We start from the raw sequence: 13,955 nt of genomic DNA, 5'->3' as shown, positions 1-13,955 counted from the left end.
CCCGTCACCCGCCCGCCGTGCGCAGCACACTGCACGCCCCGCAAGCCGCGCAGCCGGCGTTCTGGTCGGCACCCTGCATGCCCGCGGCGCGCAGCTTCGCGGCGACGCCTTCGGTGACGTACCGGAGGTACTCCGCGGTGGGGGTGCCGATTCCGTCCCGGGCGGCGAGGGTGCCGCTCATGGGGCGGAAGGGGACGACGAACGGGTACACGCCACGGGCGATCAGCTTCCCCGCCCCCTCGATCAGCTCGTCCGGATCCTCGCCGAGGCCGGCCAGCAGGTACGTGGAGACGCGGTTGGGGCCGAAGACCCGGACGGCCTCGTCCCAGGCGGCCTCGTACTCGGACATCGGGACAGTGGATTTGCCGGGCATCCAGCGCCGCCGCACCTGGTCGTCGAGGGCCTCGACGTGGATGCCGATCGCGGTGGCTCCGGCGTCGTGCAGTTCGCGGATCCAGGCCAGGTCGCCGGGCGGTTCGCACTGAACCTGGATGGGCAGTCCGGGCACCGCCGCCAGCACCGCGCGCACGGAGCGTGCGAGGGTGCGGGCGCCCCGGTCGGGGCCGGTGGTGGTGCCGGTGGTCATGACCATCTGCTTGACCCCGTCGAGCCGTACGGCGGCCTCGGCGACCTCGGCGAGCTGGGCGGGGGTCTTGGCGGCGACCGTCGCGCCGGAGCGCAGCGACTCCTCGATGGTGCAGAAGCGGCAGCGGTCGGCCTCGGCGTAGCGGATGCAGGTCTGGACGACGGTGGTGGCGAGGACGTCGGCGCCGTGGAGGCGGGCGATCTCCTCGTAGCGGATGCCGTCGGCCGTCGTCAGGTCGTAGAACTTCGGTCGTTGTACGGGGGAGTAGGCCAGCCCGGTGTCCTCGAATGTTCCGGCCTCGTCGCCGAGCCAGACCTTGCCGTTGCGTACGAAGTAGGGACTGTCGGGGTTGCGGGGAAGCGCGGCGTTGGCACCGTCGACGAGGACGTGGCCGTCGTCGCTGGGCCCCGCGCCATCTGGCCGCCGTACGGGTGCGTCCGTCCGCAGGCCGTGGAGGGCGAGTTCGGCGCGGGTCATGATCCGCACGTCCACCGCCGTACTCGTCGAGTGGGTGCCAACGCTCACGTCGTTCCCCTTACAGCTGGTAGGTGGAGTTGATGATGGCGCCCTTGCGGGCGTAGTGGATCAGCGCGTCCTGCACGTCCAGCGGGTGCGTGGGGATCACGCCCTCGATGAGGTCCTCCTCGCGGGCGCCGTGCAGGGACAGGCCGAAGCGGCAGCAGAAGACCTTGCCGCCCTCGGAGATGAAGGTCTTGAGCTGGTTGTTGATGTTGTGCTCGCCGGGGAAGGCGGAGTTGCCGGTGGTCGGGAAGCCGCGGGTGGCCAGGCAGTTGAGCGAGCCGGGGCCGTAGAAGTAGATGGCGGTCTCGAAGCCCTTGCGCAGCGCGCGGGTGGCCTGCAGGACGGCGACGAAGCTGACGGACGACTCGTGGGCGATGCCGTGGACGAGGGTGAAGTAGGTCTCGCCGTCCTCGGCCTGGTAGTCGGGGAAGACCTTGGTCGAGCCGTAGATGCTGGAGCCCTCGGGCAGCGACGGGTGGGGGATCTCGGTCAGCGACTTCTGCTCGACGTCGGTCAGCTCGACGGTGGTTTCGGACATGGGCAGTCTCCTTGGACGAGGTGTACGAGTGGGACGGGGGCGGTTGGAGGAGGGAGTCAGTCGTAGAGCGCGGCGAAGGTGTCCCGGAAGACGAGTTCGCCGAGTTCGCCGCCACCGGCCGCGGCGGTCAACCGGGCGTGCTCGCCCGCGAAGTCACCCCACGGCTGGTCACTGGCGAAGAGCACGCGGTCGTGGCCGATACCGCGGCGCTCGATCTCCTGGGCCAGCCAGCGCGGTGCGAAGCCGATGGCCCAGGAGAGGTCGGTGTAGACGCGCTTGCCGTCTTCGATCCAGTCGAAGAACCGGGAGCCGGCGAGCTTGATGTGGCCGCTCATCCCGCCGCCGAAGTGCACGAGATGAACGGGGACCTGGTCGGCGTACCACTCCACCAGGTGGCCGACCTCGTCGATGTCGGAGGCGGCGCCGGGGGAGGTGTGGACGTGGACCACAAGCCCGAGGCGCCCGGCCTCGGCGAAGATCCGGTCCAGCTGTGGCCGGCAGGCCGGGTCGGTGGGGCGGCCGCCCAGCAGGAAGCTGAGCTTGAGCGCCCGTACGCCCTCCTCGCCGGCCAGGGCGAGGGCGGCTGCGGTGCGGTGCTCGTCCTCGGGGCGCGGGGAGACCCACAGCCCGGCGCGGATCCGGTCGTCGGCCTGGGCGGCCTCGACGGCCAGCTCGTTGAAGGAGAAGGCGATGTCGGGGTCCGGGACGCCGTAGTTGGGGATCACCAGGGCGCGTTCGGTGCCCTCCGCGTCGAGGTCGGCGACGAGCTGCTTGACAGTGGCGCGGGCGGTGGTGTCGGGCTGGACGGGCGGCCCCCCGTAGAAGGGGTAGGCGGGCAGCACGCCGATGTGGCGGTGGGCGTCGGAGACCATGTCGTTGACCCCTTCAGCCGATCGGGAGGGCGGCGGTGAGTTCGTTGGGTGCGCCGGTCAGGGCGCCGCAGACGTCGGCCGTGCGGCGCGAGGCGTCGATGTGGCCGGCGAGGAACTCCGCGTCCCGGCCCACCGCTTCGAAGCGGCCCGACCCCCAGGAGTACTGCCAGGGCAGGCCCAGGAAGTACAGGCCGGGACAGCTGCTGGCGCCGCGCCAGTGCATCGGGTAGCCGCGGCCGTCGAAGGCGGGTATCTCGATCCACCGGTGGTCGCGGGTGAAGCCGGTCGACCAGATGACGGAGGTGATCCCGGCGGCTGCCAGGTCGAGGCTGCCCGGCTGACCGTCCGGCTCCCACACCGGTACGTACCGTGACTCCTCGGGAGCCGCTATGCCGTGCGCGGTGATGTGCGCGTCGATGGCGTCCTTGATGCCCTCGGCCACCATGTCGGCCCGGTCGAGGTTGACCTTCAGGTCGTCGGCGAACTCCAGCCCCGGGCCGTCGATGCCGGTCAGTCGCCCGTACAGCCGCATCCCGTCCCGCGCGAAGGCCCGCAGGTCGATGTCGCGGCCGCCGTCGCGCCCGGTCACGTAGTGGTTGACCCGCATGCGCACCGCGCCGGCGTCGTCGAACTGGTCGATGCCCTTGGCGTAGTGCCCCATCTCGTCCAGCCAGGCCACGCAGTCCCGGCCCCGGTAGAAGCGGGCCACGCGCGGGGCGCTGCCGACGGCCAGATGGACCTGGCGGCCCGCGAGGTGCAGGTCCTCGGCGATCTGGCAGCCGGACTGGCCGGTGCCGACCACCAGGACGCCGCCCTCGGGAAGCTGGTCCGCGTTGCGGTAGCGAGAGGAGTGGAGCTGCTCGATGCCCGCGGGCAGCCGCTCGGCCATCCGGGGGATGGAGGGCGTGTGGTACGGGCCGGTGGCGACCACCACCTGCTCGGCGGTGAAGTCCCCTTGGGTGGTGCTCAGTTCGAAGGTGCCACTGGCGGCCCGGCGCAGCCCGGTGACGGACACGCCCTCCACCAGCGGCGGCCGGAAGAAGGCCACGTAGTCCTCGAGGTACCGCACGATCTCGTCGCGGACCATGAACCCGTCCGGATCGGAGCCCTGGTAGGGGAAACCGGGCAACCTGCACTGCCAGTTGGGCGTGACCAGGCAGAAGCTGTCCCAGCGGCGCTCCCGCCACTCGCTCCCGACCCGGTTAGCCTCGATCACGATGTGCTCGATGCCGCGCTCGCGCAGCCAGTAGCTGACCGACAGCCCCGCCTGCCCGCCCCCGACCACGGCCACCGGATAGTGGGCCCCCGCCAGCCGTGCCGGGCTCATCGCTCGCTCCCGTCGGCATACCGCAGGGCTTCCACGGTCACGGTGGCCCCGGGCCGGCCGGCGTACGCGGCGGCGGTGCGCTCGATCTCCGCGAGCTGGTCCGACGCGCCGGTGCAGGAGAAGCCGTACTTCTCCCGGACGCGCTCACTCGCGATGCCGAGCGACTGGCGACTGCGCTCCAGGAAGTCGGTGACGTCGTACACGGCACCCGGAGTGAAGTAGTCCGCGACTACGGTGGAAGGTGAATAGCACCGCAGGCTCGCACCGTCCGGCCAGCGCACATGGAAATAGAGCTCAGGCATGAAGTCCTCCAGGCGAGGCGCCGAGGTTGACACTTCGACGCTGCTTGTGAGTACTACTTCAGCCAGTGGGAATTACCGATCGACGTCATCCGGAATAAAGCGACGTTACCTAATCCTCTCAGCGCTCGGGGGTGCTGACCTTGGTTCCGGCGGTCAGCTCTCAACTTCGTTGTTCCACATGCGGAAGATGGCGCAGCGGCCGTCGTCGGCGAAGGTGACGATCCACAGGTTGGCGAAAGTCCCGTACTCCTGGTAGACGCCGGTCCCTTCGACGGCGGCGGTGTCGCCGTTGATGGTCAGGATCGACGAATCGAAGGTCCAGCCGCCTGTCTGCATGTGTTCGCGTCCCAGCCAGCCCTCGACGATCTCCTTTCGTCCGATCCATGAGGTCGCGTAGGGCCATTCGTGGTATTCGGCGCCGGAGGTGAAAAGGGCCTGGATGTCGTCGGGGTCGTTGGTGCGCCAGGCGTGCTCGTACTGCTTGATCCACTGTTCGACGTCGGCGGTGGCGGGCAGGGGGTCTCCTCGGTGAGCTGCGGGGCAGGCGCTCTCTTCCGCCCAGAAGCCGTCGGGCGGGCGAGGGGGGCAGGACGTGTCTTCCTGGGGGTGGCGCCCCCAGGAAGGGCCACGAGGACGGGGGCTTGCCCGGCCGAGGGGTCTGTGCCTCACTGGAGGGGGCCGGAGAGCTAGGAGCGGGCGCATGGGAATGATCGGCGCCGTCGGTGTGGTGTTGCACCCGCGCAGGGACTGCTTTTCCACGATCCAGACGATCACGGACTGGACCAGGGACCGGGGTGCCCAGGTACTCGGCCTGGCCGGTGAGGCGACGCGTATCCACCCCGCGGCGGTGGCCGTCGAGCCGGAGGAGCTCTCCCGGCGGGCGGATCTGATCCTGAGCCTGGGCGGGGACGGAACGATGCTCCGGGCGATGCGGCTCGCCTCCGGCGGCAGCGCGCCGGTCCTGGGGGTCAACGTCGGCAGGCTGGGGTTCCTCGCCGAGGTCGACATCCCGGACGTACCGGAAGCGCTGTCGGCCATCGACGGGCATCGCTTCACTCTGGAGCCCCGGTCCGGGGTCCGCGCCACCATCGGCGGCCGGGATGAGCTGGCCCTCAACGACATCGTGCTGGTCCGCAGCCCCGGACAGCTCTCGGCCGCCGTGGGGCTGCGGGTCGAGGGGCACCCCTTCGTGAGCTACGCCGCCGACGCGGTGATCGTGGCCACCCCCACGGGGTCGACCGCCTACAGCTTCTCCGCCGGCGGCCCGATCGTCTCGCCGAGCGCCGAAGGGCTGCTGGTCACCCCCGTCGCGCCGCACTCGGCCTTCAACCGTTCCCTGTTCCTCTCCAGCGGCGAGAAACTCGCCCTCGAAGTGCTCCTCACCAGCGGTGAGCTGGCGGTCGAAGCCGACGGCCGGCTGGTGGGCCGGGTGTGCCCGGGCGAGATCATCGAGGTCACCATGGTCCCCGACGCGGCCACGGTGGTACGCCTGGGGCGTACCACCTTCTACCAGCGCACCCAGCGCAAACTCCGGATCACAGGGTCGGCGGAGGCCGAGTAGACCGCCTGAGTCAGCGCGTCAGCGCGGCCCGCACCTTGGCCGCCCGCACAGCGGCGGTCAGCGCGTCGATGTCGTACGCACCCACGTGGCGGCGGCCGTTGATGAAGAAGCTGGGAGTCCCGGAGACACCGCTGAGGTCCGCCGACTCGACGTCTTCGGCGACCCGGGCGGCCCCTGGGCGCTGGTGCAGGCACCGGCGGAAGCGTTCCATGTCGAGGTTCAGCTGCTCGGCGTAACGCAGCAGGTCGCGGATCTCCAGGGCGTCCTGGTTGTCCATGAGCAGATCGTGCATCTCCCAGTAGGCACCCTGCTGGCCCGCCGCCTCCGCCGCCTCGGCGGCAAGCTGGGCGTGGGGGTGGACATCGGGCAGCGGCAGGTGCCGCCAGACGTAACGTACGTCGCCGTGGTCGGCCAGCAGTTCGCGGACGACCGGCTCGGCCTGGCCGCAGTAGGGGCACTCGAAGTCGCCGTACTCGACAACGGTCACCAGCGCCTCCTTGGGCCCGCGCAGATGGTCGCGGTCCGGGTCGACCGGGGCGGCGAGGTCGATGATGCTCTCGGCCGTGCCGACCAGGGCCCGTGCGCGGCTGCGTGGCGGTAGGGCCCCGATGACCAGGGCGATGGCCCAGGTGGCGGCGAAGGAGCAGACCACCGCGCTGAGGATGCCGATCTTCGCCTCGTCGAGCCGATCGCCCTGGAAGGCGAGGGTGGCGATCAGCAGCGACACGGTGAAGCCGACCCCGGCGATCGTGCCACCGCCCGCCACGGCTCCCCAGCCGACCTGCGGGGCCAGTCGGCCGCGGCTGAGGCGAATCGTCAGCCACGTGGTGCCGATGATGCCGAGCGGCTTGCCCAGCACGTACGCGCACAGGATGCCGAGCGTCACCGGCGAGGTGAAGGCGCGGCCCAGCAGATCGCCGTTGATCGCGATGCCCGCGTTCGCGAGGGCGAACAGCGGCACGATCACATAGCTGGTCCAGGGGTGGTACAGCTGCTGCAGCCGCTCGTTGGGCGACACCGCCGACGCCAGCCCCTGGCGCACCGACCGCTCCAGCTCGGGCGTCGGCTGCTCGCGGAAGGCGCGGAACAGGCCGCTCGCCCGTTCCAGGTCGATGCGCGCCGCCGGATACGCGTACGTCAGCAGCCCCAGCGCCAGGCCGACCACCACCGGGTCCACACCGGACTTCAGCAACGCCACCCAGACCGCCGCCCCGAGCACCCCGAACACCGGACCCGACCGCATACCGGCCGCGCGGATCAGCAGGATCACGCCGAAGATCCCGAGCGCCACCAGCAGCGGGGGCAGGGTGACGTGCTCGCTGTAGGCGACCGCGATCACCCCGAGCGCGACCAGGTCGTCGACGACGGCGATGGTGAGGATGAAGGTGTGCAGCCGGCTGGGGAACCGAGAACCGAGCAGCGCGAGCATGCCGAGCGCGAAGGCGGTGTCCGTCGACATCGCGGCGCCCCAGCCGTGCGCCGAGGAGCGGCCGGCGTTGATGGCGAGAAAGACCGCGATCGGCACGAGCATGCCGCTCACGCCCGCGATCAACGGCAGCGTCACCCGCCGCCGCTCCCGCAGCTCGCCCATGTCGAACTCGCGGCGCGCCTCCAGCCCGACGACGAAGAAGAACAACGTCATCAGCCCGCTGTTCACCCATTCGCGCAGCGTCAGCGACACCCCCCGGCCCCCGACCAGGACCGAGAGCCGCGTGTTCCAGAAGTCCTCGTACGACGCGTGCCCGATGTTGGCCCAGGCGAGGGCGGCGAGCGTCCCGGCCAGCAGCACCGTCGCACTGCCGGTCTCGGTCCTCAGGAAGGCCCTCAGAGGCGTCCGGCCCTCGCCACTGCTGGAAGTCCGCCCGAAGAACGACGAGGGAGCCGCAGAATCCGTCACGAGGGCATTGTGCCTCGCGAGGCCTCAGGCATGTTCGTCGTTGCGGCTGTGCCGTCAGTGCTTGCCGGGGCCGAACGCGCCGGAGTGAGACGAGGGTGCCCCCGCCTCACTGCTCTCGCAGGCAATCCGGGCACGTGCCGGTGAGTTCCACGGTGTGCTGGACGTCGGCGAAGCCCGAGGAGGCGGAGATCCCGGCGGCCCAGGACCCGACGAGGGAGGAGTCGACGGGCAGGCCGGTCCCGCAGACACGGCAGAGCAGGTAGTGCCGGTGCTGCGGGCTCGGGCGGTAGCGGAAGAGCCGCTCGCCGCCCGGGTCGCGTACGACGTCGGCGCGGCCGGCCTCGGCGAGGGCGGTGAGCGTGCGGTACACGGTGCTCAGCCCGACGTGCTCGCCCGCGGCCAGCAGCCGCAGGTGCAGGGCCTGGGCACTGAGGAACTCGGCGCTGCCGATCAGGGCACCCAGCACAGTGCTGCGCTGCGGCGTCCGGCGGCCGATCAGCTCGACGTCGGCGGGCGGGGGAGCCGCCTGGTCCTCTCTCATGCCGTCAGACCCGCCACGGTCGTCGCGGTACGCCTCCGGATCCCCGGGAGGAAGGTCGCGGCGTAGGCGGTGGTGGCGGCCGCGATGATGCCGAAGCTCGGCGGCATGCTGGGCACCGCGTAGCTGAGACCGAGCCCGACCCACATCGCGGCCACGGCGAGCCCGGCGGACAGGGCCAGCGCGCGGAACGGCCGGTCGGTGAGCCGCTGGGCGGCCCCCGCAGGGGCGGCGAGCAGGCCGAGCAGCAGCAGCGCCCCGACGGCCTGGGTCGCCTCGGCCGCGCAGGCGCCGACCAGCGTCAGGAAGGCGAAGCCGAGCAGGCGTACGGGGACACCGCGGGCGGCCGCCACCGCCTCGTCGACGGAGGCGAACAGCAGCGGCCGGGCGATGGTGAGCACCGCGACGCAGATGCCGGCCGCCACCAGAGCCGCGGTCAGGGCCTGCGCGGCGGACATGCCGAAGATCGAGCCGAACAGCACGTTGACCCCGGCACCGCCGTTGCCCGCGCTGCGCTTGGTTGTGTAGAGGGTGAGGAAGAAGACGCCCACGCCCAGGATCCAGGAGAAGACACTGCCGATCGCCACATCGTCGGCCCGGCCCCGCTTGCCGAGAGTGCCGAGCAGCAGGGCGATGAGGATGGTGGCGGCGAACAGGCCGATGCGGAGGTCGTAGCCGAGGGCCAGCGCCGCCAGCGCCCCGGTGAAGGCGACATGGCTCAGCGCGTCACCGGTGAAGACCTGCGCGCGCAGCACCAGGAAGTAGCCCGTCAGGCCCGCCGCAGCGGCGATCGCGGTGCCGGCGAGCAGCGCGTGCTGGAAGAACGGGTGCCCGAGGGCGGCAGTCCATCCGGACGCGGCCAGGATCGTCATGACGCGCCCCTCACTGGTACGAGCCGGGGGAGGCCCTGCCCGGCCGCACGGCCGAGGCGGGCCAGGACGTAGGCGGCGAACGCCAGTGTGGTCACGTAGAACCCGATGGGATAGGGCGAATAGTAGGCGGCGATCAGGCCCAGCCAGGTCACCGCCAGCGCGATGAGCACGGACAGCGCGAGGCTGAGCGACGGCCGGGCGGTGAGCGTCTGCGCGGTGGCGGCCGGCATCACCAGCAGGGCGAACACCAGCAGGGTGCCGGTGATCTGGCTCGCCTCGGCGGCCGCCGCGCCCAGCAGGACGAGGAACACCGTGGACAGCAGGCGTACGGGGACACCGCGCCCGGCCGCGACATCGGGGTCGACGGAGGAGAACAGCAACGGGCGTCCGATCACGGTGAGGGTCGCGAGGACGGCGGCCGCGACGGCGGCCAGCACCCACACCTGGGCGGTCGTGATGCCCAGAAAGCTGCCGAACAGCAGGGACGTGACGCCGCCGAGCAGCCCCTGGTACAGGGCGGTGAACAGGAAGCCGCAGGCCAGCAGGAACGCCTGGATGGCGCCGGTCAGCGCCGACTCCTGCCCGCCGGAGGACCGTCCGGCGCGGGGGATGGCGGCGATGACCAGGGCTGCGGCCAGGCAGAAGGCGAAGTAGCCGTAGGTGGCGCTGACGCCGATCAGCGTGGCGCCGGCCGCGCCGGGGAAGCCGACGACCGCCAGGGTGTGCCCGGCGAAGCTCTGCCGCCGCAGCACCATGAACCAGCCCATGACCCCCGCCGCCACGGCGACGACGGTGCCTGCCCGGAAGGCGTTGACCATGAAGGGAAACGCCCACATCTGCCGCAGATCGGCCACCAGGTTCCACGACCAGGCCGGATAGGTGTCGGCCAGCAGCATCATGGCTTCCCCTCCCCGGCTCCCGGCGCCGCGTGCCGGTCGGAGTGGATGGCGGGCGCTTCCGGCTGCCCTACGACGACGAGCCTGCCGTCGGAGGTACGCAGTACCTCTATCGGCGTGCCGTACAGCCGCGACAGCGTCTCGGAGGTGATGACCTCCTCAGGGGCGCCCGACACCGCGCCGCCCTCGGCGAGATACACCACACGGTCCAGGCGGGAGAGGATCGGGTTCACATCGTGCGCGACCATGATCACCGTCACCCCCTCCTCCCGGCAGATCCGGCCGACCAGTGCGGCCACAGCGGCCTGGTTCGGCAGGTCGAGGCTGTCCAGCGGCTCGTCGAGCAGCAGCAGCTCCGGGCGGCGTACGAGAGCCTGGGCGATCAGCAGCCGCTGCTGCTCCCCGCCGGAGCACTGCCCTATCGGGCGATGCGCGTACGACGCCGCCCCGACCAGCTCGATCACCTCGGCGATCCGGCGCGCCGCGGCCTTGCGACGCGCTCCGAACCGCCCCGGCAGCGGCACTCCCCAGCGGTCGCCGTCCCAGCCGAGCCGCACGATGTCGGTGCCGCGCATGCGCAGGGAGGCGTCGAAACTGCGGCGCTGCGGCAGATATCCGACCCGCTGCCCTGCCTGCCCGGGCTGCTCGCCGAGGACCCGCACCTCGCCGGCGGCGGTCGGCAGCACGCCGAGCAGGACCTTCACCAGGGTGGACTTGCCCACCCCGTTCGGCCCGAGTACGGCGACGAACTCGCCTGCGCCGACGTCCAGTTCGACCCCCGACCACAGGGTGCGGCCGCTGACCCGCACCGCCGCGTCCCGCAGCGACACCACGGTTCCGGAGGGGGACCTCGCGGGCGCCGGGGACCGCTGGGGGTCGGTCTGCTGCGAGGCCTCGCGGACCCGTGCTGTCGGCTTCACGGTCACTTCCCGGTGGCCTTGGCCAGGGCCTGCTCGATGCCCTGGAGCTGACGGACCTGCCAGGCCTGGAAGGTGGCGCCGGCCGGGGTGAGCGTCTCGGTGACGGTGGCCACCGGGATGCCCTTCGCCTCGGCGGCCTTCACCTGGGCCTGCACGTCAGGGGTGGCGTTCTGGCTGTTGTAGACGTAGATCTTGATCTTCTTGTCGGCTATCTGCTGGTCGATCGCCGCCTTGTCGGCGGCCGTGGGGTCGGTGCCCTCGCTGATCGCGCCCAGGAAGGAGGCCGGGGTGAGCATCTTCAGGCCCAGCCCGTCGGCCAGCGGGGTCACGATCGACTCGGAGGCACCGATGGGGGTACCCGCGTACTTCGCCTTGATGCCGGATATCAGCTGGTTGTACGGGGCCAGGGTCTTGGTCTCGAAGGTGTTCTTCAGCTTGTCGAAGTCGGCGGCGTCGGCCGGGTCGATCTTCTTGTAGTCCGCCGTGATCTTATCGATGACCTGGTGGACGCTGTCCGGGGAGTACCACTGGTGGGGGTTGCCGCCGGGCTTGATGCCCACCGCGTCGCCGACATTGAGTCCGGTACGGCCGTCGGCCGGGTTGGCGGCGAGCAGCTTGTCGGCCCAGGTGTCGTAGCCGATCCCGTTGACGATCGTGTACTGGGCGCCCGCCACGGTGCGGGCGTCCGCTGCGGTCGGCTCGTAGTCGTGCGGGTCCGCGTCGGGGTTGTTGATGATGCTGGTGACCTTCGCATGGCTGCCGCCCAGCTGCGAGGCGACGCTGCCCCAGAAGTTCTCCGCCGCGACCACCTGGATGGTCTTTCCGCTCCCCGAACCGGACGACGAGGCGCTGCTCCCGGTGGAGGAGGACGTGGAGCAGGCGGTGGCGGTCAGCGCGGCCACCGCCACGGCCCCGCAGAAGGCGAAGCGGGTCGGCCGGGGCGCGGCGCGGCGGGAGGTGGGGGCAGCGCTCATGGTTCGGGGTCTCCTCAGTCGGGACCGGGCCGCGGCAGCGGTCCTCCGGTCGCCTCCGGACACCTCCACGCTAGATAGGAATGACTTTCAAAACCATAGGCCAGAGCTGTGATATGAAAATCATCGCCATGGCTTGACTCTAAACGACATGAGAACCGTTGTCATGTGCGCGGCGGTGGGGCGGGGTCAGCAGGGCCTGAACCCCCTGGGGCTCGGGCAGGTCGCGGGCCGGTTCGGGGCCGCGCCGGGTGACCCTAGCGTGTGGAGGTGAACCCCCACCCACCTCACCTCACCGATGCACACCGAACGACCGGAGGACCGGATCCTGAACACGGCTTTGGCGGAGGCGCTCTCCGCCGTGCTGTTGCTGCTCGTGCTGGCCTGCGCGGTGGTACGCCCCTGGGGCCTGCCCGAAGCGGTCGTCGCGGTCCCGGCGGCCGGCCTGGTCATCGTCACCGGCGCGATCTCGCTGGACCACGCCCAGGCGGAGGCGGAGCGGCTCGGACCGGTGATCGGCTTCCTGGCGGCGGTACTGGTGCTGGCGCAACTGTGCGACGACGACGGGCTGTTCCGCGCGTGCGGCGCCTGGATGGCCCGGAGCGCGGCGGGGCGGCCCAGGCGGCTGCTGGTCCAGGTCTTCGTCGTCGCCTCGGTGATCACCGCCGTGCTCAGCCTGGACGCGACGGTGGTGCTGCTCACCCCGGTGGTGTTCGCCACCGCCGCCCGCCTGGGGGCGCGGCCCAAGCCACACGTCTACGCCTGTACGCACCTGTCCAACACGGCGTCCGTACTGCTGCCGGTCTCCAACCTCACCAACCTCCTGGCGTTCGCCGCAAGCGGGCTGGCCTTCACCCGGTTCGCCGCGCTGATGGCATTGCCCTGGCTGGCCGCGATCGGCGTCGAGTACCTGGTCTTCCGCCGGTTCTTCGGCACCGATCTGGACGCCGGGGCCCAGGCCCCGCCGGGCGACGAGGTGCCGCAGGTGCCGGTGTTCACCGTCGTGATCGTCGCCTGCACCCTCGGCGGCTTCGTGCTCGCCTCCGCTGCCGGGGTGAACCCGGCATGGGCCGCCGCGGCCGGCGCCGTGGTACTCGCGGTCCGCGCCCTGGCCCGGGGGAGGACCACGCCCGGCGCCGTCCTGCGGTCCGCCGGCGTGCCGTTCCTCCTCTTCGTACTGGCCCTGGGCATCGTGGTCCGCGCGGTCGTCGACAACGGCCTCGCCGACAGTCTGGGGCAACTCGTCCCGGACGGGACCGGGCTGCCGTCACTGTTCGCGCTCGCCGGGCTGGCCGCCGTCCTGGCCAACGTCATCAACAACCTGCCCGCCGTCCTGGTGCTGCTGCCGCTCGCCGTCCCGGCCGGCTCCGGCGCGGTCCTCGCAGTGCTGCTCGGGGTGAACATCGGCCCGAACCTCACCTACGCCGGGTCCCTGGCAACGCTGCTGTGGCGCCGTATCCTGCGAGAGCACGACACCGACGTGGACCTGGGCGAGTTCACCCGGATCGGACTGCTCACCGTGCCCGCCGCGCTCGCCCTGGCGGTCCTGGCGCTCTGGGCGGGGCTGCAGGTCGTCGGAGCCTGAGATCCCGAGGCCGAGGAGGCCGGCCATGACCGTGATTGCCTGGATCGCCGAGGGCACCTGGCCCGCCTGCGTGGACGCCGCCCGCGCCCACGCGCCCGCCGACGCCGACATCGTGCTTCTCCACGTCGCAGGGGCCGACTCCCCGGCCGCCGGCCACGGCGCGTACGCCGGTCTCCTCGGCCGGGGCCGCCTCGACCGCGACCCCGGCACCCGTCTGGAGGAACTGGCCGCCACTTCCGCCGACCAGCTGCTGCGGGCGGCCGAAGAACGGCTGGGCCTGCCCTGCATCCGCCTGGAGCGGCACGGACACATCAAGCACGAAGTCGTCGCCGCCGCCGAGGGCGCCGACCTCCTCGTCCTCGCCCGCGACGGCGACCGTGCCCACCCGGGCCCCAAAAGCCTCGGGCCGGCCGGCCGCTTCGTCGTCGACCACGCCACCTGCCCGGTCCTCCTCGTATGGCCCCATCCCGTGCCACAACCGGGCGCCGTCGGCATCAAGGACGCGTCAAAGTGAGGACCGCCCTCAGCCGGCGTCCCGTTTGTCCTGTTCGATCGCCATAGGGTGGCC

Annotated in this window: 15 protein-coding genes; 3 read left to right on the top strand and 12 right to left on the bottom strand. The window is 71.5% G+C overall.

Features of this window, described 5'->3' with window-relative positions; genetic code table 11:
* Nucleotides 1–4: 4 nt before the first annotated feature.
* The 6 genes from EFK10_RS32200 to EFK10_RS32175 form a co-directional block, all read right to left on the bottom strand.
* Nucleotides 5–1,111 (bottom strand): MSMEG_0568 family radical SAM protein, encoded by a 1,107-nt coding sequence (locus EFK10_RS32200; protein ID WP_240677608.1) that lies wholly within the window; start codon nt 1,109–1,111, stop codon nt 5–7.
* A 10-nt stretch (nt 1,112–1,121) separates the two neighbouring features.
* On the bottom strand, nt 1,122–1,646 hold the full coding sequence (locus tag EFK10_RS32195; protein ID WP_127359179.1) for an MSMEG_0572/Sll0783 family nitrogen starvation response protein: 525 nt from the start codon (nt 1,644–1,646) through the stop codon (nt 1,122–1,124).
* A 56-nt stretch (nt 1,647–1,702) separates the two neighbouring features.
* On the bottom strand, nt 1,703–2,518 hold the full coding sequence (locus EFK10_RS32190; protein ID WP_127359178.1) for an amidohydrolase family protein: 816 nt from the start codon (nt 2,516–2,518) through the stop codon (nt 1,703–1,705).
* A 13-nt stretch (nt 2,519–2,531) separates the two neighbouring features.
* Nucleotides 2,532–3,845: an MSMEG_0569 family flavin-dependent oxidoreductase gene (locus tag EFK10_RS32185; RefSeq protein WP_127359177.1), complete on the bottom strand. Its 1,314-nt coding sequence runs from the start codon at nt 3,843–3,845 to the stop codon at nt 2,532–2,534.
* Nucleotides 3,842–4,147, bottom strand: a complete 306-nt coding sequence (locus EFK10_RS32180; protein WP_127359176.1) for an MSMEG_0570 family nitrogen starvation response protein — start codon at nt 4,145–4,147, stop codon at nt 3,842–3,844. The genes EFK10_RS32185 and EFK10_RS32180 overlap by 4 nt, the downstream gene beginning before the upstream one ends.
* Before the next feature lie 153 nt (nt 4,148–4,300).
* Nucleotides 4,301–4,816, bottom strand: coding sequence for a nuclear transport factor 2 family protein (locus EFK10_RS32175; protein WP_240677607.1), 516 nt, complete (start codon nt 4,814–4,816; stop codon nt 4,301–4,303).
* A 31-nt stretch (nt 4,817–4,847) separates the two neighbouring features.
* Here EFK10_RS32175 and EFK10_RS32170 point away from each other — a divergent pair, with 31 nt between their 5' ends.
* On the top strand, nt 4,848–5,708 hold the full coding sequence (locus tag EFK10_RS32170; RefSeq protein ID WP_127359174.1) for an NAD(+)/NADH kinase: 861 nt from the start codon (nt 4,848–4,850) through the stop codon (nt 5,706–5,708).
* A 10-nt stretch (nt 5,709–5,718) separates the two neighbouring features.
* Here the strand turns inward: EFK10_RS32170 and nhaA are convergent, their stop codons facing one another.
* The 6 genes from nhaA to EFK10_RS32140 form a co-directional block, all read right to left on the bottom strand.
* On the bottom strand, nt 5,719–7,605 hold the full coding sequence (gene nhaA, locus EFK10_RS32165) for a Na+/H+ antiporter NhaA (protein WP_127359173.1): 1,887 nt from the start codon (nt 7,603–7,605) through the stop codon (nt 5,719–5,721).
* Nucleotides 7,606–7,711: 106 nt separating this feature from the next.
* Nucleotides 7,712–8,146, bottom strand: coding sequence for a Fur family transcriptional regulator (locus EFK10_RS32160; RefSeq protein ID WP_127359172.1), 435 nt, complete (start codon nt 8,144–8,146; stop codon nt 7,712–7,714).
* Complete coding sequence (locus EFK10_RS32155; protein WP_127359171.1) at nt 8,143–9,015, bottom strand: metal ABC transporter permease; 873 nt, start codon at nt 9,013–9,015, stop codon at nt 8,143–8,145. The genes EFK10_RS32160 and EFK10_RS32155 overlap by 4 nt, the downstream gene beginning before the upstream one ends.
* Nucleotides 9,012–9,914 (bottom strand): metal ABC transporter permease, encoded by a 903-nt coding sequence (locus EFK10_RS32150; RefSeq protein ID WP_240677606.1) that lies wholly within the window; start codon nt 9,912–9,914, stop codon nt 9,012–9,014. The genes EFK10_RS32155 and EFK10_RS32150 overlap by 4 nt, the downstream gene beginning before the upstream one ends.
* The gene (locus EFK10_RS32145; protein ID WP_240677605.1) at nt 9,911–10,831 is read right to left on the bottom strand and encodes a metal ABC transporter ATP-binding protein; all 921 of its coding nucleotides are present in this window, start codon (nt 10,829–10,831) and stop codon (nt 9,911–9,913) included. The genes EFK10_RS32150 and EFK10_RS32145 overlap by 4 nt, the downstream gene beginning before the upstream one ends.
* A gap of 2 nt (nt 10,832–10,833) precedes the next feature.
* Complete coding sequence (locus tag EFK10_RS32140; protein WP_127359170.1) at nt 10,834–11,805, bottom strand: metal ABC transporter solute-binding protein, Zn/Mn family; 972 nt, start codon at nt 11,803–11,805, stop codon at nt 10,834–10,836.
* 295 nt (nt 11,806–12,100) lie between these two features.
* Here EFK10_RS32140 and EFK10_RS32135 point away from each other — a divergent pair, with 295 nt between their 5' ends.
* Both EFK10_RS32135 and EFK10_RS32130 read left to right on the top strand, forming a co-directional pair.
* Nucleotides 12,101–13,387 carry an SLC13 family permease gene (locus EFK10_RS32135; protein ID WP_206305666.1) on the top strand — a complete coding sequence of 429 codons (1,287 nt, stop codon included), beginning with the start codon at nt 12,101–12,103 and terminating at the stop codon, nt 13,385–13,387.
* Between the two features lie 25 nt (nt 13,388–13,412).
* Nucleotides 13,413–13,901: a universal stress protein gene (locus EFK10_RS32130; RefSeq protein WP_127359169.1), complete on the top strand. Its 489-nt coding sequence runs from the start codon at nt 13,413–13,415 to the stop codon at nt 13,899–13,901.
* Nucleotides 13,902–13,955 lie beyond the last annotated feature (54 nt).

This window comes from Streptomyces soli, assembly GCF_003999195.1.
Classification (GTDB): domain Bacteria; phylum Actinomycetota; class Actinomycetes; order Streptomycetales; family Streptomycetaceae; genus Actinacidiphila; species Actinacidiphila soli.
This window is presented reverse-complemented; position numbering and strand designations above follow the sequence as displayed.